Below are 16,442 nucleotides of genomic sequence, written 5' to 3' on the forward strand. Positions count from 1 at the left end.
TTGCGACTTTGCGCCTTAGCGAGAATGTTCATTACAACTTGTATTTTCCAAACAATTCTTCCAGCTTAGTAGTTCTGTAATTAAAAATTTCTTCTAATTTGGGTTTTACTAAAATGGGATGTGCTAATTGCCCAAGAATTCCCATTGGTACTTTATAATCTATAATATCTTCCATTTCTACACCACCTTCAATTTCTTTTATAAAATGCTTATGATGCCAAAGGGCATAGGGTCCAAAACGCTGTTCGTCTACAAAATATTCATTAGCTTTTACATGTGTAATTTCGGTAACCCATTTCGTTTTTATGCCCAAAACGGGTGTCACGATATATTGAATAATTTGTCCTGGAAACATAGGCCTGTCTGCTCCAGAGAGAATATCAAAACTCATATAATCTGGTGTGATGGTTTTTAAATTCGCAGGACTCGATAAAAATGCCCAAGCTTGTTCAACTGATATTGGTAAATTTTGCGTTTTATGTAACCTGTATATTTTCATCTGTTGGATTTTGGAATATGTTATGATTAATTATTAAACACTATATAACCATTGAGCGATGTCGCAATACAAAGCCAAATAATGTAAGGTAGTAAGAGATATTTAATGTGGCTTAGTTTATCGTCTCCAAACGTTATAAAGAAGTAGGTAATGAGTAACGTGAGCAAAATGATATTAATAAATCCTAAGGTTATGAATTGCTGGTTAAAAAACATATAATTCCAACTAACATTTAAAATAAAAGCAATAACAAAAAGTGTTTTAACAAAACTAGAATTACGAACCGAAAATAAATAACTAAGATATACCGAAAAGCAAATCATAATCAGTGTCCAAGCTGCTCCAAAAACCCAACCAGGTGGTGTCCAAGGTGCTTTATTTAAATTAGAATACCATGTGCCAGTTACAGCGTCTCCCATAAAATAGCGACCTAAGGCGAGACCACCGAAATTAATGACGAGAAATAGAATAATAAGATAAATCCTGTTCAATTTACGCTTGTTTTAATTGTTCAATTTTGTCCATAACTGCTTGTGCTTCGGCATATTTTTTATCACTTTCGCCTCTGTTTGTAGCTGAGAGTTTATGCCAATCTGCCATTAGCTTTTTGTATTGCTTTTGAAGCTTTTCTAATTCTGAAGTTTTTTTAAAGCGTCCAAACATAGTGTTCTATTTTAAGTGTTTTGTGATTCTTTTACTCAAAGGTTTTGTGATGGAATAATAATAGTCTAGAAACCCACCATGCTCATCCACTAAGTATTTTTGAAAATTCCATTTGACATTTGAGTTTTGCTTTCCATTTAAAGATTTATCGGTAAGCCAAGCGTATAATGGATGTTGAGCGCTGCCTTTAACATCAACTTTTTCGGTTATTATAAAAGAAACACCATAATTAGTTTCGCAAAACTCTTGAATGGTATTTGCATTACCAGGTTCTTGATTTCCAAATTGATTACAAGGCACACCAATAACCACTAAATTATCGTTGTACGTATCTTGAAGCTCTTGTAACGCGCTGTATTGAGGTGTAAAACCACATTTTGAAGCCACATTAACAAATAGTATCTTTTTACCTATAAATTGTTGAAAATCTATAGGTTGACCTTGAAGGCTGTTTATCATTATATCGTACACTGAATGCCTAGCCGTTGCTATCATGATGTTTTAGTATTAAGTAATTAAATGGTATTTATAATTTGAAACTGACGATACCACAGTCCATTTCAAATATTTGTCCTGACATAGAAGCCGCTTTTTCTGATAATAAAAAGCCTGCCATATCTGCAACTTCTTTAGATTGAAGATATTTTTTTAAGGGATGACGCTCGTTCATATTGTCAATCATCCGTTCATTACGCAATAATTTTGAAGCCAACGCTGTATCTGTAACCGTTGGTGCAATAGCATTGATGCGTATGTTTGGTGCTAATTCTGCTCCTAAAGATTTTGTTAAGCCTTCAATGGCTGATTTTGAAGCTGCTACACTAGCATGAAACGGCATGCCTAGCTTTGCAGCAACAGTACTAAACAGTATAATTGCTGGTTTGTTCCCTTGTTTTAAAGCTGGTAAATAGGTTTGAATAGCCTTTACAGCACCAATAACATTAATGTCAAAATCATTTTTAAAATCATCGATACTAAGTCTGTTTATGGGTTTAAGATTAATACTTCCAGGACAGTACACTAAACCGTCGGCTTTATCTATGGCTGGTAATTCATCCGTTAGAATATCACAATGGTAATGTGTTAGATTAGAATGTGACTCCTCTGGCGATGTACGACTGATATTTACAATCTCATCATAAGAAGAAAGCAAAGCTGAGATAATTGCCTTACCAATACCTTTGCTTCCTCCAATAATGATTAATCTTTTCATTGCTTTACTTAAGAGGTTGCTGTTAATGGTCTACCTTTTAAGCGTTTTTCAATCTTTTGCTTAATTACGGTAAGACGCTTCATTAAGTCCATTAACTTGCTGTCTTTCTCTTTCTTATATAATTCGTTGACTTCTAATATTAAATCTTTAGCTTCTCTTGCTGCTAAAATTCTGTCACTTGTTGTTTTAAATGAAAACTTTCTGTTTTCAAATTCTAAAGCTTTTTCTACTGTACTCATAGCTTATTAGTTGTTTAAATAATTTTGTAATTCTAAAATTTTTGAAGCGTTATTAAATTCGCCTCCATAATATGTTGTTACTGTTGTAGAGGTATCATCTTGTATTCCTCTAGAAGACACACATAAATGCTTAGCATCTATAATAACGGCAACGTCTTCAGTTTCTAATACTGTTTTTAATTCGTTAGCAATTTGGTTTGTTAATCGCTCTTGAACTTGAGGACGTTTGGCATAGTATTGAACAATTCTGTTTAATTTAGAAAGTCCAATCACTTTTCCAGATGATTTGTAGGCAATATGTGCTTTTCCTATAATTGGTACGAAATGATGTTCACAATTAGAGTAAAAGGTAATATTTTTTTCTACCAACATCTGATTATACTGATACTTATTTTCAAAAAGGGCCATTTTAGGCTTGTTTTTTGGGTCTAAACCAGAAAATATTTCTTCAACATACATTTTGGCCACACGGTCTGGTGTGCCTTGCAATGAATCGTCGGTTAAATCTAAACCCATTACGTCCATTATTTCTGAAAATAAAATAGAGATGCGTTTTTTCTTTTCGTCGTTAGACATATCAAAAGCATTGGCTTTCATTGGTGTGTCTAAACTTGTAAATAAATGGTCGTCGCCAATAGCTTCGTTTGTAAAACCATTAAGCTGTCCATTGTCTTTGGAAGTCGTTTCTGTATGCATTGAATCTTTTTAATGTGCTGTCTTTAAGTACTACAAACTTAAATCAAAGCACGTGTTAACGTTTTGATATAGAGTTATTTGATATTGTCTTTTGTCTTGAGCATTTAAATCTGCCTTCGTCAAACGTTCTTTTTTTACTGTGTTTAGTAGCTCGTCCTTGTACGCGTGCTCTCCATAATCTGAAGCTACTAGGTTTTAATTCGCGTCGCATTAAATTAATAATGGCTTGTTCTTTTAAATGAAATTGAAACGTAATGGCTTCAAACGGTGTTCTGTCTTCCCATGCCATTTCAATAATTCTATCAATGTCTTTTAGTTCTAAATTCATAGAGCGTAAGGTATTGCATGTTGTACATTGTACTTTACTTTGGCATCCATTACCTTTTCAAAAAACGTCTTAATTTCTTTAAAAGTTTTGTTGGCTCTAAAGTGCAAAAATTTTCGTTGCGTATGTATGCTAAATCCATTGATTTTATATATAACGAGATGGTAATAAGGAATGATCCAAGCAAAATATTGTAATCCTGAATTCATCATGGAATGCATATTTGGACTCACATTGTCAAATTTCTTATGTTTAGAACCTACACTATACAGTTTCAATTTCTGTACCAAACTATAAGGACTGTCAATATTGTCAGTCGTAATTTGTTTGTGTTCCTTATTGTAATGTATAGTTTCTAATCTCATTTCTTTATCAAATATAAGAAATGTTTAATAAAATATAAAATAAGTTAAACAAAATTAACAGATAATTAGGGAAAAAACAGGCAATAATTAGAATTCAAGATGTCATTGGTAGCGATACGTTCTACGTATAGCGTTGATCTTTTGGCTTTATTGTAAAAATTAAGTTTTTTTAACTAAAGCGTTAATCATGCCATTAAAAACAAAAGCATGAAACGGTAAAACGGCATACCAATACAAACGTCCCCAAATCCCTTTAGGTCTAAAGACAGCACGTTGGTGTAATTGGTTGTCTACAATTTTAAACTCTAACCAAGCCTCGCCAGGCAATCGCATTTCTGCAAACAATAAAAGTCGTTTTTCTTCTTTGTTGGCATATAAAACGCGCCAAAAATCTAGTGCATCGCCAGCTTCTAAATAGGTATCGCTCGTTCGGCCGCGTCTTAAACCAACACCACCAAAAAGCTTGTCCATATATCCTCTAATTTTCCACAAACCATTAAAGCTGTACCAACCATTTCGGCCACCAATAGCCCAAATTTTGTTCAGTGTAAATGCTTCGTCTATCACTTTACGTTGCTTCACATCTCTAAAACAACCAAATTTAGGCAACTCAATATGCTTAGATAATTGGTCTTTAAATCGACCGCTACTCACAGCATCTTTCCAACTGGATATTACAGCATTTTGTTCAATTTTTTGAAAAGCTAAATCCACAGCAGTTTTATAATCCATGGGTTCAATACCAATGATGCTGTTGATGTTGCTTGGTTTTCCAATGACTTCAACTTTCATACTATCTACCAATGCTGCTGCTAATTTAAACGAGGTAGAGGTTACAAAATATAACCAATACGATGATAGTTTTGGTGTTAGTACGGGAAGTGTAACGATGTAGCGTTTTAAACCTCTTACTTCTGCAAATTGAAGTAACATTTCTTTGTACGTAAGGACTTCTGGTCCATAAATGTCATATGCATTATTATAGAGTTCGGTTTTACCTAATCCGCCTGCTAAAAAGTTAAGCACATCACGAATGGCTAAGGGTTGCGTTTTGGTATTTAGCCAACGTGGTGTAATCATAAAGGGTAATTTTTCTACGATATCTCTTATGATTTCAAAAGAAGCGCTTCCGCTACCAACGATGATGCCTGCTCTAAATGTGGTTAGTGCATAGGCTTCAGACTTTAAAGTGTTTTCTACCTGTAATCTCGATTTTAAATGTTTAGATAATGATGCATCGTTAACAATTCCGCTTAAAAAAAGCACTTGCTTACAGTCGGTTGGTTCTACAAGGTCTTTAAAATTCTGTGCACATTGTTGTTCTAAATCTTCAAAATCATTAGAGCTTGTAGACATGGAATGAATCAGATAATACGCAGCGTCTATGTCTTTAGGTATCTCAGCATCTTCGGGTTTTAAGAAATCTACTTTTATAAAAGAACATAAAGGATGGTCTTCAATTTCATCTGGAATTCGGTTTAAATCACGTACACAGCAAACCAACTCATGCTCATCTTCAAGCAATTGAAGGGCGAGTCTTTTGGCAATATAGCCTGTTGTGCCTGTGATTAGTATGCGCATTATTGATTGATTTTTGTGAGTAAGCGCATTTATAGCGTTTTAAAATTATTGATTTTAACGTTTTTAGATTTTAAATCGAACATTAAATTATATAGTCCAAAGAAGGTTCTGTTGATGTAAATAAAGTGTTTAGAACCTCTATTGCCATTCATGTTTCTAAGTTCTGTACTTTTTGAATAGCGTTGTCCCATTTCTGAAATTTGATTGAAAAAATCAGGATTTGAAAAATCGAATTCTTCAACATGAAAAGGTTTTGTAAACAAGCTTAACAACTCATGAAACATAGCGCTAAAGAATTTTATCTCTTCATCCGAATCATCTGGTCTTAAAATTTCTAACTCGTACAGTTTTTCGGTAAATAACTTCGGATTGTCTATGCATTCTTTTTCTGCTAACTCGAAATACGGCATATAAAAATCTTCTGGGATGGTTTTCATACAGCCAAAATCGAGCGCAATTAAATCGCCAGATGCCGATATTAAGAAATTGCCAGGATGTGGGTCTGCATGGACTTTTCTGAGATTATGAATTTGAAACATGTAGAAATCCCAAAGGGCTTGGCCTAACTGATTTGCTAAATCTTCGTCTGTGTTGTGTGTTACAAATTCCGAAAGGTGTTCGCCTTTCATGTAATCCATAGTAATAATACGTTCAGACGATAAATCTGAATAATACTTAGGAAATTTTAAATTAGGAATATGTTTACAAGCCTCTACAACGGCCTTACTTTGTTCAACTTCTAAAATGTAGTTGGTTTCTTCTGTGAGTTTATTTTCAACCTCTTTAAAATATTTATCAGAATCTTTGCCTTTAATATTAAACATCTTAATAGCAATAGGTTTAACCAAAGCTAAGTCTGATGCAATACTTTCCGCAACTCCAGGATATTGGATTTTCACAGCAAATTTTTTCCCATTCTTCTCTGCAATATGGACTTGACCTATACTAGCAGCATTAACTGAAGTTGCGTTGAAAGTATCAAATAAATCTTCGGGATGTTTCCCAAAATATTTTTTAAATGTTTTTATAACTAAGGGTGGTGATAATGGTGGCACTGAAAATTGAGACAACGAAAATTTCTCCACATAAGCCTGTGGCAATATGCTCTTTTCCATACTCAACATTTGCGCCACTTTTAAAGCACTTCCTTTTAGTGTTTTTAAGCTATCGTAAATATCTTCTGCGTTATTCTGGTTAAGACGTTCTTTAGCTTCTGCTTCAGAATTAACCATTTTATCCCCATAATATTTTAAGTAATTAACACCAACTTTTGCACCAGTAGACACTAATCTACTAGCTCTAGATATTTTTGAAATCGGTATGCTGTCTATAGTTTTCATAAGCGCTATTTGGATTGCATTTTTTCTTTGCATAAAAATTTACCAAAGTCAATAATGCTTTTTAATGGTGTTGTATCTATTAAATCGAAACTTGTTTTTAACGATTTTTCTATAAAAATATCGGTCTTTTCAAATGAAGACGATACGTCGTCCATCCAAAACCTTAGTGTGACTAATAATTGAATCCAAGCCGATTCTTTCAAGGCTTTTGTCTGAATTTTTTCTAATTGTTCTTGTTTTAAATCAATAGTCTTAATATCTAAGTGTGCTACGTAATTAGTAAAACTATCTTTTAAATGTTTTAGCACTTTTAAAGTTTCAAGTTTGTTATTATTAGATTTTAAGGCATGAATCACATAACTTCTATTCGCTGTTAAAATCTCAAAGAAGGTGTAATAGAAACTGAGCATTTTGTTTCTGGCATCAAACGCATGATAATCTTCACTTTTCTCTAGATTAGCAATAGTATGCTCGAAAAATATTTGAAATATAGATTGCTCTAAGGCTTCAAAAGACCCAAAGCATTCATAGAATTTCTGTTCTTCAAAATTATGGTCTTTTGCAAAAGCATAGACCGATTTTGGCTTTTGGTTATGCGTTAACACATAATCCATATAATAATCGATAAGGTCCGATTGTTTGATTGCTTTCTTCTGAGCCATAATAAATGTGATTAAATATAGTGTAAAGATAAATAATGTTTAACAATATTGCTAAAAAGTTAAACAAAATTTAATAAGAATTTATTTTGTTGCCATGTTTACCATAGAACTTGTTGACTTTGAAGTCAATGATTTGAAGGAGCTATTAGGTCTTACAAACAGTGTGTTAAAGAAAACTAATTGGTATTTTAGGTTTTTATTAACAAATACAAAATAGCTTTAGGCGTAATTTTATACCCATTATAAACACACTTAACACTATAATTTATGAAGAAGTTAGTACTATTTACATTTGCGTTAACATTATTGTTTTCTGTAAATGCACAAATTAAAACACCACAAGCGAGTCCTGCTGCTAAGCTTGAGCAAGTTGTTGGTTTAACAGATGTAGCCATTGAATACTCAAGACCAGCAATGAATGGCAGAACAATTTTTGGAGATCTTGTTCCTTATGGAAAATTATGGAGAACTGGAGCAAACAAAAATACAATGGTAACTTTTAGTGATGCTGTTGAAATAGGAGGTAATGAATTAAAAGCTGGTGCTTATGCCATTTTTGTTACACCTTCTGCAAAATCTTGGGAAGTCATTTTTTATACAGATACGAATAATTGGGGAACACCAAAGGAAATTGATGAATCTAAGGTTGCGGCAAGAGTTACTGCTAAAGTATATCCTATAGAAATGGATATTCAATCGTTTACGATTTCTGTAGATGACATTACGAGTAGTTCTGCGGTTCTTGGAATGATGTGGGAGAAAACTTATGTTGGTGTAGAATTCAAAGTACCAACAGATAAAACGGTTAGTGCTGCCATAGAAAAAGTAATGGCTGGTCCTTCTGCAAATGATTATTATGCTGCTGCAGTTTATAATTTAACTGAAGGAAAAGACATTAAGCAAGCGAAAGAATGGATTGATAAAGCGATGTCAATGATAAAGGAACCTCGTTTTTACCAATTGCGTAAGCAATCTTTAATTTATGCTGCTGCTGGTGATAAGAAAGGTGCGATTGAAATTGCTAAAAAATCTTTAGAAGGTTCTAAAGCCGCTGGAAATGCAGACTATATTAAAATGAATGAAGACTCTCTTAAAGAATGGGGCGCAAAATAATATAACGTTTTAGAGCACTTTGCTCAGCAATACTATTGAAAAACGCAACGCATTTGAGTTGCGTTTTTTTTTGTTTTAATATTCCAATCCAATTCGCATTCTCACCTGGTCTAAGGTGTTAATTAACTGCTGACTTTTTTTAAACGTCATTAACTGGCTTTCTTTTTTATCACTTCTTATCAGTTGGTTAAAATGTTCAATTTCGAAACTATACCCAATGGTTTTATAATTGAAGTCTATATCTTCAGAATGCCCTTTATTGTCAATTAATGTAACCGAAGAAGGTTCGTGAAAACGACTATTTATTTTAATAATACCCGCTTCATAATAGAATGTAGCTTCGGTGTTTGTTTTCTCTAAAAAAGTACTTTTTAAATAGGCTGTAGCCGCATTGTAGTGAAAGATGATATCGCATTTAGAATCCGGACCAGAATCATAAAATTCTGCATTGGCCTCAATAGAATTTGGTTGACCTAAAGCAGAAAGTGCTGCAAAAATTGGGTAGATGCCAATGTCTAATAAGCTTCCACCTCCTACAGATTTATCAAATACTCTAGAGGTTTCATCATAGGTTGGGTGAAATCCGAAATCAGCTTCAAATTTTAAGATTTGTCCAAAATGTTTGCGTTGAAGTAGCTCTAACACATAATTAAAATGTGGAAGAAAATTGGTCTACATCGCTTCCATTAATAAAGTATTTGTTTCTTTAGAAAGTTGAATCATAGCTTCAACTTCTTGCAAATTCATAGCGAATGGCTTTTCGCATAGCACAGGTTTATTATGCTTTAAACATAATGTAGAATGGGCTTTATGAAAACTATGCGGTGTGGCAATATAAATAGCGTCTATAGTGTTATCCTTAACAAGCTCTTCGTAACTACCATAAGCAACATTTGCATTGTATTGGTTTTTAAAGGTTTCTGCTTTTTCAATGTGTCTTGAAGCAATAGCGTAAAAGTTGCAATTAGGAACCGCGTTTAAATCTGTAGCAAATTTTGTCGCAATTTTTCCAGCTCCAATAATTCCCCAATTTATAATTTTTGAGGTCATTACGCCACTTTTTTAGGCATTACGGCTTGTAGTATGTTCGCTATACAGATGACTACAATACAGCCAAATAAATTTAACCATAAATAAGGCATCCAATCTAACCACCAACCAATAACAACAATGGCTTGAGTAATTAGTGCGCCAATAAAAACGGCATTTCCTTTTATATATTTAAAGAAAAAAGCGAGTAAAAAGATACCTAACACATTACCGTAGAATATGGAGCCAATGATGTTAACTAACTGTATAAGATTTTCGGCAAGATCCGCAAAGCAAGCAATTATAATGGCCACGATTCCCCATCCAAATGTAAACCACTTGGTTACTTTAACCATATGAGCATCATCCTTTTCTTCTTTTAAATTTCTACCGTATAAATCTATTGAAGTAATGGTAGCTAAAGCGTTTATTTCTGAAGCTGTAGAGGACATTGCAGCTGAAAGTATGACCGCCAACAATAAACCTATTAAGCCTTTAGGGAGATTATTGAGGATAAATGTAATAAACATATAATCTCTGTCATTAGTCTGCGTATCCTTTGCAGCATCACGATATAATGCCATTAGGGCTGCGTTTTTTTCAATGTATTCTGAGCTTTCTGTGTCTTGTTCTAAGGCTTTAACCTCACCTTGAAGCTGATGATAGGCTTTCTCATAGTCTGGGTCAACAGCTTTTTTTATTAAAAACTTGGACTCCGAACGGTATGATTTCTCTAAAAGGTTGAGTTCGGCGAGTTGTTTTTTTGCCGCTTCGTCTTTGCCTTCTGATGATGCCAATTGCAATGACGTTTTTTGTTTTAAATCAAAAAGTTGAGCTTGCTGATCTTGTAAGGCTCTGTAGTCATTACCATATTCTGAAGCTAAAACGATCTGCGTGGATTTATCTATAAAATTAAGCGGTGAAGGGTTAAATTGATAAAACACAAATACCATTACACCAACTAATAAAATAAAGAATTGCATAGGTACTTTGAGCATACCATTAAATAGTAAGCCCATTTGCATTTCCTTTATCGATTTACCAGAAAGGTAGCGTTGCACTTGACTTTGGTCAGTGCCAAAATAAGACAACATTAAAAAAGTACCACCAATAAGCCCTGTCCAGACGGTATATCTGTTTTCTAAATCAAAAGAGAAGTCTAAAACTTTCATTTTTCCTGTTGCGCCTGCAATGTCTATGGCATCTAAAAAAGAAACGTCTTCAGGAATTAAATTAATGATGATAAATAATGCGGCTAACATGCCCGCAAAAATGACAAACATTTGTTGTTTTTGGGTAACTGTAACAGCTTTAGTACCGCCAGAAACAGTATAAATGATAACTAAAACACCAATGATAATGTTTAAGGTCACTATATTCCAACCTAACACAACAGATAAGATTATGGCAGGCGCAAATATGGTAATTCCTGCAGCTAAGCCACGCTGAATTAAGAAAAGAATAGCAGTTAAACTTCTGGTTTTTAGATCGAATCTGTTTTCTAAAAACTCATAGGCTGTATAGACTTTAAGTCTATGGTATAGAGGAATAAATACCAAGCAAATAATGACCATGGCAATTGGGAGTCCAAAATAAAATTGAACAAATCCCATGCCATCAGAAAAGGCTTGGCCAGTAGTAGAAAGAAAAGTAATTGCACTAGCCTGTGTTGCCATTACGGATAGACCAATAGTCCACCATTTTGAGGTGTTACCACCTTTTATGTAATCTTGTGCATTTTTTTGCCCTTTTGTTTTCCAAGTCCCATAACCAACGATAATGGCTAAGGTAATGATTAAAACAGCCCAGTCTTTCCAGTCTAAAATTTGAGGCATTTTTTATGCGAATGAAGCTGTAATAAAGTAAAATAATACGATATAAACCGCATTAGCGATTAATACTGCTGTATACATTTTGCTCCATCTTTGGTTTTGTTTTGGTTGGTTTTGATTTGTCATGTTTTTGGTTTTAAGTTAGTTATAAGAGGGTGTTGTAATACGTTGATGGTTTCAAAAAAGACCGTTAATCGGTTTTTTCTGCGGATAACAAGTTAGCAAAAATTCTGAAAGCACCTGAGACTCCGGCCGGAAATTCTCGAAAAAAGCTTAATCCTGTATATATATAGTTGCCTTTTCCATACTTTGCAACAAGTAATGCGCCTTGTTTTGAAGCTTCACCTTTATCGTTAGAAGCCAGTAATGGCGTAAATTCTTCTGACCATTCATTTGGGAAATATAAACCTCTTTCTTGTACCCAACCTTCAAAATCTTTGCTAGTAATTTTATTTGGAAAATTTAAAATGGGATGGTTGGGTTCTAAAATTTGGATATCTGCATTTTCATCTGTGACACGATCTCTAGATAATTTTAAATGAAATGGTGCTAATTGCTCTACTTTAAGTCGTCTGTTGGTATTATATTGAACGACTAAATTCCCTCCGTTTTTTACGTAATCGAGTAAGTGTTTTTGTTTAAACTGAAGGTCGTCTACAATATTATAGGCTCTAATGCCCAAAACAATAGCGTCAAAAGTCCTTAATTTATCTGGAGAAATCTCCTCGGGTTTTATGATAGATACGTTATAGCCAATTTGTCTAAGGCTTTCAGGGACAACATCACCAGCGCCTTCGATATAACCAATGTTATTTCCAGTTTTTTTAATGTCTAATCTTACTATTTTACTTTCACTTGGAATTAAAACTGTTTGAAAAGGAATATGAGAATAATCAATTTCAATGAGTTCATCAGTAAAAAAGTTGCCATTAACATTAACCATTGGTGTAATTAATCCTTCGCTTTGCTGTTTTGGCGGCACAATAGTAAATACAACCTTTTGAATGTCATTTTTATTGGTTATGGCTATTTTCTGTTTTTCTGGAAACACCTGCCAATCCTTAGGATACGCCATTTGTACATAACCTTCAATATGGTCTTTACCTGCTTTTACCGTAACGGTTATTTCTTTTTGAGCATGACTATCAAAAATATAGACTTCATTATCTAGACTTGCAGATACTATAGGAACAATCTCGAATGGTCTGTATAGTTCTCCTTTATCCGGTTGCGAGTATCTGTAAACGACAGGTTTTTTAATTTGTATTGGTGTGCCTTCGATAAGTAAATTAAAGTCAACAAATACGGCACGTGGTGTTTCTGGTAGACCTATTAAATTTTGGTCCTTTACATCGTACATGCCTAATGTACTTTGGTTGTTAAGCCAATATGGTGTGGTGTAGTTGATGTCTTCTGGGATGACAATACTTTCTTCAAAAGTTAGTTTTTGGTTGGCAGCTAAGGTCATGTTTTTAGAAATACCACGTTTAAGGGTAGACATGTGATAAGACATTAAGTCAATTTTAGCATGGCTCCTGTTTAAAACTTCCATATTTAAGACCACCTCAGAATTAGGTGTTGCTGTAGGGCTATGAGCTGAAGCTTCAAGATATAAACCAGTACAAGCTTCAATTATAGTCTTTATGTCTTTAGTTTTTATAGTTCTCCAGTGCTCATCTTTTAAGTTTTGAATCAATTTGTATGCTTCTAACAGTTGCGATAAGTGTTCACTAGGATTTTTAAAATTAAAATGATCTTCAATAGGTTTTAAAATGTTTTCTATGGCTTTACCACCTTCAATTCGTGTCCATGAGGTATCCAAACCTTCAAAAACACTTTCCTTTTTTGTTAAGGGTTTACCTTTTAAAAATTCAATATATTCTTGTTGAGTACCACGTTGTGAAAGTCTTCCAAATCCTTGACATAAATGTTGGCTACTCGCTAATGCGGCCACTTCATTGTTAGACAGGCCTTTGCTAGGATAATAAACACCAATATCAAAGTTTAACATGTTGCTTTTATCAATCTTATTAAACTCTTCTTGGCTACCATAGCGCCACCAAGATGTATTATAGAATAATCGTTTGGGTTGCCATGTTTGGGTGTACTTTAATTGCGAAGCGTATTGAGAGGCATCGTTTGCTAAATCAAAAGCTTCTAAACTCAACATAGCAGACGTGGTATGATGTCCATGTGTAAGACCTGCTCTTCTATGATCAAAACGATTGATTATAACATCGGGCTTAAATTCTCTTATAGCCCAAACCACATCAGCTAGAACTTCGTCTTTATTCCATATTTCTAAAGTTTCGTCAGGATGTTTGGAATACCCAAAATCATTAGCTCTAGAAAAGCGTTGTTCACCACCATCTACACGTCTAGCAGCCAATAATTCTTGTGTTCGTATGACTCCTAATAGCTCTCTAATTTCTGGTCCAATAAGATTTTGTCCGCCATCACCACGTGTTAACGACAGATACGCTGTACGCGCTTTTACTTCATTAGACATATACGAGATTAGCCTTGTATTTTCGTCATCAGGATGTGCCGCAATGTACAGTACCGATCCTAGAACATTGAGTTTTTGGATCGCCTCGTAAATTTCTGAAGAATTATATGCTTTTGGTTGCTGTCCTTGTAATGAAATAATGCCGCCTATAAAAAATAATAGACAGAGTCTAAGTTGGTACATGTGGTCATAAAGTTAGTTGCGCGTCAAATATAGAAAAGAATAAAAATTCTAAACATTCATTTAGATTTATTTAACGATTCGATAGAGCCATACACGTGCATTCTGTTTTTTTAAGAAGGTACGGTTGACATATAATAATAAATATTGAACTGTTTTATTTATAGCACAAATCCTTTTGTTGAAGTATCTCTATGGAATTTATATGGGCAAAGCTTTATTGTTTTTTTCTTAAAGGAAACCTTTCAATACTAAAAGAAATACAAAGTATCAAAAATGCAATTGATATTTAGAGGTGTGCGCTTGGGAAGAACGCCTTTTAGTATGCTTTTGTAAATAAAAAATGATGTATACCTCAATAATACAGGCTTTTATGAATGTTTTGTAGAATATATTAACAAACGATAAACAAATGGGGTTTAACTCATTTAATTTTGTAATTTTGCCTACGTTTAACAACGTACCATGACCACAAACCCTAAATATATTTTTGTAACAGGAGGCGTGTCTTCTTCTCTTGGAAAAGGCATTATAGCAGCATCTCTAGCAAAACTTTTGCAATCACAAGGTTACAGAATTACCATTCAAAAATTAGATCCATATATAAATATAGATCCTGGAACATTAAACCCTTACGAGCATGGCGAATGTTATGTTACGGAAGATGGAGCAGAAACCGACTTAGACTTAGGACACTATGAGCGTTTCTTAAATGTTCCTACTTCTCAAGCCAATAATGTTACAACAGGTAGAATATACCAAAGTGTCATTGATAAAGAGCGAAGAGGTGAGTTTTTAGGAAAAACAGTTCAAGTTATTCCGCATATCACTGATGAGATTAAAAGACGAATTCAAATTTTAGGCAACTCAGGTGATTATGATATCGTAATTACAGAAATTGGAGGTACCGTTGGAGATATTGAATCTTTACCATATATAGAAGCAGTTAGACAATTAGAATGGGATCTAGGCGAACATAACACTTGTGTAATTCATTTAACTTTAGTCCCTTATTTATCTGCTGCAGGCGAATTAAAAACAAAGCCTACACAACACAGTGTAAAAACTTTGATGGAAAGTGGAGTGCAAGCTGATATTCTGGTTTGTAGAACAGAACACCCTTTAAGTGAAGGTTTAAAAACGAAACTTGCTCGTTTTTGTAATGTAAAAAAAGAAGCAGTTATAGAATCCATAGATGCCTCTACGATATATGATGTACCTAATTTAATGCTACACGAAGGCTTAGATAAAGTGGTCTTAAATCAATTACAATTAGAAAGTAGTGAACCAGATTTAACACGTTGGAATGCGTTTGTAAAACGTCATAAAAACCCTAAAAGTGAAATTACAATTGGTTTAATTGGTAAGTATGTAGAATTACAAGATTCTTATAAATCTATCTTAGAAGCCTTTATACATGCTGGTGCTAAAAAAGAAGTTAAAGTTGTAGTAGAGCCTATTCATTCAGAATATTTATCAGAAAGTAATATTGCATTTAAATTAGGTCACTTAGATGGTGTTTTAGTAGCACCAGGTTTTGGAGAACGTGGCATTGAAGGGAAAATTGATGCTGTTAAGTATGTACGAGAAAATAATATTCCGTTTTTAGGTATTTGTTTAGGTATGCAAATGGCAGTTATAGAATATGCCAGAAATGTCTTAAATCTTAAAGCGGCTAATTCAGTAGAAATGGATGAACATACGCCAGATCCAGTAATTAACTTAATGGAATCGCAGAAAAATGTCATTAATAAAGGCGGCACTATGCGTTTAGGATCTTGGGACTGTACACTACAATCCGATAGCATTGCACAACAGGTTTACCAAACAGAGCAAATAAAGGAAAGACACAGACACCGTTTTGAGTATAATAATGATTATAAGACGCGATTTGAAAATTCTGGTTTAAAATCTACAGGTGTTAATCCTGAAACTGGTTTAGTTGAGATCATTGAAATCCCTGAAAATGATTGGTTTGTTGGTGTGCAATACCATCCAGAATATAAAAGTACAGTAAGCAATCCACATCCATTATTTGTGGCATTTGTTTCAGCATCTTTAAAATACAAGAAGAAAAAATAATATTAAAACGTGCCACTTTGGCGCAATATTAACTTTGGACAGTTTTTTGGGTTGTCCATAGAGTTACCTTATAAGACCTGTTAGACTTTAAAACCTGACAGGTCTAAAATTGAA

Annotated in this window: 18 protein-coding genes; 2 read left to right on the forward strand and 16 right to left on the reverse strand. The window is 33.9% G+C overall.

The genetic code is table 11. The annotated features are described in order from the left end of the window. Positions 1 to 31: 31 nt before the first annotated feature. From HNV08_RS07345 to HNV08_RS07400, 12 genes are all read right to left on the reverse strand, one after another. Positions 32 to 499, reverse strand: coding sequence for an SRPBCC family protein (locus HNV08_RS07345; RefSeq protein WP_173280518.1), 468 nt, complete (start codon positions 497 to 499; stop codon positions 32 to 34). 26 nt (positions 500 to 525) lie between these two features. Further along, positions 526 to 990 (reverse strand): TspO/MBR family protein, encoded by a 465-nt coding sequence (locus HNV08_RS07350; protein WP_173280519.1) that lies wholly within the window; start codon positions 988 to 990, stop codon positions 526 to 528. 1 nt (position 991) lies between these two features. Further along, complete coding sequence (locus HNV08_RS07355; protein ID WP_173280520.1) at positions 992 to 1,162, reverse strand: Lacal_2735 family protein; 171 nt, start codon at positions 1,160 to 1,162, stop codon at positions 992 to 994. Positions 1,163 to 1,168: 6 nt separating this feature from the next. Then, positions 1,169 to 1,657 carry a glutathione peroxidase gene (locus HNV08_RS07360; protein ID WP_173280521.1) on the reverse strand — a complete coding sequence of 163 codons (489 nt, stop codon included), beginning with the start codon at positions 1,655 to 1,657 and terminating at the stop codon, positions 1,169 to 1,171. 31 nt (positions 1,658 to 1,688) lie between these two features. Next, positions 1,689 to 2,375, reverse strand: a complete 687-nt coding sequence (locus HNV08_RS07365) for an SDR family NAD(P)-dependent oxidoreductase (RefSeq protein ID WP_173280522.1) — start codon at positions 2,373 to 2,375, stop codon at positions 1,689 to 1,691. 8 nt (positions 2,376 to 2,383) lie between these two features. After that, complete coding sequence (locus HNV08_RS07370; protein ID WP_173280523.1) at positions 2,384 to 2,614, reverse strand: hypothetical protein; 231 nt, start codon at positions 2,612 to 2,614, stop codon at positions 2,384 to 2,386. A 6-nt stretch (positions 2,615 to 2,620) separates the two neighbouring features. Further along, the gene (gene folE / locus HNV08_RS07375; RefSeq protein ID WP_173280524.1) at positions 2,621 to 3,310 is read right to left on the reverse strand and encodes a GTP cyclohydrolase I FolE; all 690 of its coding nucleotides are present in this window, start codon (positions 3,308 to 3,310) and stop codon (positions 2,621 to 2,623) included. A gap of 55 nt (positions 3,311 to 3,365) precedes the next feature. Continuing rightward, entirely contained in the window at positions 3,366 to 3,638 is a 273-nt protein-coding gene (locus tag HNV08_RS07380) for a TIGR03643 family protein (protein ID WP_173280525.1), read from the reverse strand. Further along, positions 3,635 to 4,000, reverse strand: coding sequence for a hypothetical protein (locus HNV08_RS07385; protein WP_173280526.1), 366 nt, complete (start codon positions 3,998 to 4,000; stop codon positions 3,635 to 3,637). The genes HNV08_RS07380 and HNV08_RS07385 overlap by 4 nt, the downstream gene beginning before the upstream one ends. Positions 4,001 to 4,159: 159 nt before the next feature. Continuing rightward, the gene (locus tag HNV08_RS07390; protein ID WP_173280527.1) at positions 4,160 to 5,581 is read right to left on the reverse strand and encodes an SDR family oxidoreductase; all 1,422 of its coding nucleotides are present in this window, start codon (positions 5,579 to 5,581) and stop codon (positions 4,160 to 4,162) included. A gap of 29 nt (positions 5,582 to 5,610) precedes the next feature. Continuing rightward, positions 5,611 to 6,921, reverse strand: coding sequence for an ABC1 kinase family protein (locus HNV08_RS07395; RefSeq protein ID WP_173280528.1), 1,311 nt, complete (start codon positions 6,919 to 6,921; stop codon positions 5,611 to 5,613). A 5-nt stretch (positions 6,922 to 6,926) separates the two neighbouring features. After that, positions 6,927 to 7,583, reverse strand: a complete 657-nt coding sequence (locus HNV08_RS07400; RefSeq protein ID WP_173280529.1) for a TetR family transcriptional regulator C-terminal domain-containing protein — start codon at positions 7,581 to 7,583, stop codon at positions 6,927 to 6,929. 267 nt (positions 7,584 to 7,850) lie between these two features. On the opposite strand from HNV08_RS07400, the gene HNV08_RS07405 reads away from it, so the two are divergent. Beyond that, positions 7,851 to 8,696, forward strand: coding sequence for a DUF2911 domain-containing protein (locus tag HNV08_RS07405; RefSeq protein ID WP_173280530.1), 846 nt, complete (start codon positions 7,851 to 7,853; stop codon positions 8,694 to 8,696). A 75-nt stretch (positions 8,697 to 8,771) separates the two neighbouring features. Here the strand turns inward: HNV08_RS07405 and HNV08_RS16415 are convergent, their stop codons facing one another. From HNV08_RS16415 to HNV08_RS07420, 4 genes are all read right to left on the reverse strand, one after another. Further along, positions 8,772 to 9,341: a Gfo/Idh/MocA family protein gene (locus HNV08_RS16415; RefSeq protein ID WP_317170216.1), complete on the reverse strand. Its 570-nt coding sequence runs from the start codon at positions 9,339 to 9,341 to the stop codon at positions 8,772 to 8,774. A gap of 27 nt (positions 9,342 to 9,368) precedes the next feature. Next, a complete protein-coding gene (locus HNV08_RS16420) occupies positions 9,369 to 9,746 on the reverse strand; it encodes a Gfo/Idh/MocA family protein (protein ID WP_317170217.1) in 378 nt (125 codons plus the stop codon). Further along, positions 9,746 to 11,560, reverse strand: coding sequence for a sodium:solute symporter (locus HNV08_RS07415; RefSeq protein ID WP_173280531.1), 1,815 nt, complete (start codon positions 11,558 to 11,560; stop codon positions 9,746 to 9,748). Before HNV08_RS07415 ends, HNV08_RS16420 begins: the two co-directional genes overlap by 1 nt. 187 nt (positions 11,561 to 11,747) lie before the next feature. Continuing rightward, positions 11,748 to 14,249 carry a PIG-L family deacetylase gene (locus HNV08_RS07420; protein WP_173280532.1) on the reverse strand — a complete coding sequence of 834 codons (2,502 nt, stop codon included), beginning with the start codon at positions 14,247 to 14,249 and terminating at the stop codon, positions 11,748 to 11,750. Between the two features lie 462 nt (positions 14,250 to 14,711). On the opposite strand from HNV08_RS07420, the gene HNV08_RS07425 reads away from it, so the two are divergent. Further along, entirely contained in the window at positions 14,712 to 16,328 is a 1,617-nt protein-coding gene (locus HNV08_RS07425) for a CTP synthase (RefSeq protein ID WP_173280533.1), read from the forward strand. The last annotated feature ends 114 nt before the right edge of the window (positions 16,329 to 16,442 follow it).

This window comes from Winogradskyella eckloniae (assembly GCF_013249045.1).
In the GTDB taxonomy this organism is placed as follows: domain Bacteria; phylum Bacteroidota; class Bacteroidia; order Flavobacteriales; family Flavobacteriaceae; genus Winogradskyella; species Winogradskyella eckloniae.

Excerpts from the sequence above, each read along its gene's own strand:
- HNV08_RS07345 (WP_173280518.1), bottom strand. The coding sequence starts at position 499 with ATGAAAATATACAGGTTACATAAAACGCAAAATTTACCAATATCAGTT.
- HNV08_RS07355 (WP_173280520.1), bottom strand. The coding sequence starts at position 1,162 with ATGTTTGGACGCTTTAAAAAAACTTCAGAATTAGAAAAGCTTCAAAAG.
- HNV08_RS07360 (WP_173280521.1), bottom strand. The coding sequence starts at position 1,657 with ATGATAGCAACGGCTAGGCATTCAGTGTACGATATAATGATAAACAGC.
- HNV08_RS07365 (WP_173280522.1), bottom strand. The coding sequence starts at position 2,375 with ATGAAAAGATTAATCATTATTGGAGGAAGCAAAGGTATTGGTAAGGCA.
- HNV08_RS07370 (WP_173280523.1), bottom strand. The coding sequence starts at position 2,614 with ATGAGTACAGTAGAAAAAGCTTTAGAATTTGAAAACAGAAAGTTTTCA.
- folE (WP_173280524.1), bottom strand. The coding sequence starts at position 3,310 with ATGCATACAGAAACGACTTCCAAAGACAATGGACAGCTTAATGGTTTT.
- HNV08_RS07380 (WP_173280525.1), bottom strand. The coding sequence starts at position 3,638 with ATGAATTTAGAACTAAAAGACATTGATAGAATTATTGAAATGGCATGG.
- HNV08_RS07385 (WP_173280526.1), bottom strand. The coding sequence starts at position 4,000 with ATGAGATTAGAAACTATACATTACAATAAGGAACACAAACAAATTACG.
- HNV08_RS07390 (WP_173280527.1), bottom strand. The coding sequence starts at position 5,581 with ATGCGCATACTAATCACAGGCACAACAGGCTATATTGCCAAAAGACTC.
- HNV08_RS07395 (WP_173280528.1), bottom strand. The coding sequence starts at position 6,921 with ATGAAAACTATAGACAGCATACCGATTTCAAAAATATCTAGAGCTAGT.
- HNV08_RS07400 (WP_173280529.1), bottom strand. The coding sequence starts at position 7,583 with ATGGCTCAGAAGAAAGCAATCAAACAATCGGACCTTATCGATTATTAT.
- HNV08_RS07405 (WP_173280530.1), top strand. The coding sequence starts at position 7,851 with ATGAAGAAGTTAGTACTATTTACATTTGCGTTAACATTATTGTTTTCT.
- HNV08_RS16420 (WP_317170217.1), bottom strand. The coding sequence starts at position 9,746 with ATGACCTCAAAAATTATAAATTGGGGAATTATTGGAGCTGGAAAAATT.
- HNV08_RS07415 (WP_173280531.1), bottom strand. The coding sequence starts at position 11,560 with ATGCCTCAAATTTTAGACTGGAAAGACTGGGCTGTTTTAATCATTACC.
- HNV08_RS07420 (WP_173280532.1), bottom strand. The coding sequence starts at position 14,249 with ATGTACCAACTTAGACTCTGTCTATTATTTTTTATAGGCGGCATTATT.
- HNV08_RS07425 (WP_173280533.1), top strand. The coding sequence starts at position 14,712 with ATGACCACAAACCCTAAATATATTTTTGTAACAGGAGGCGTGTCTTCT.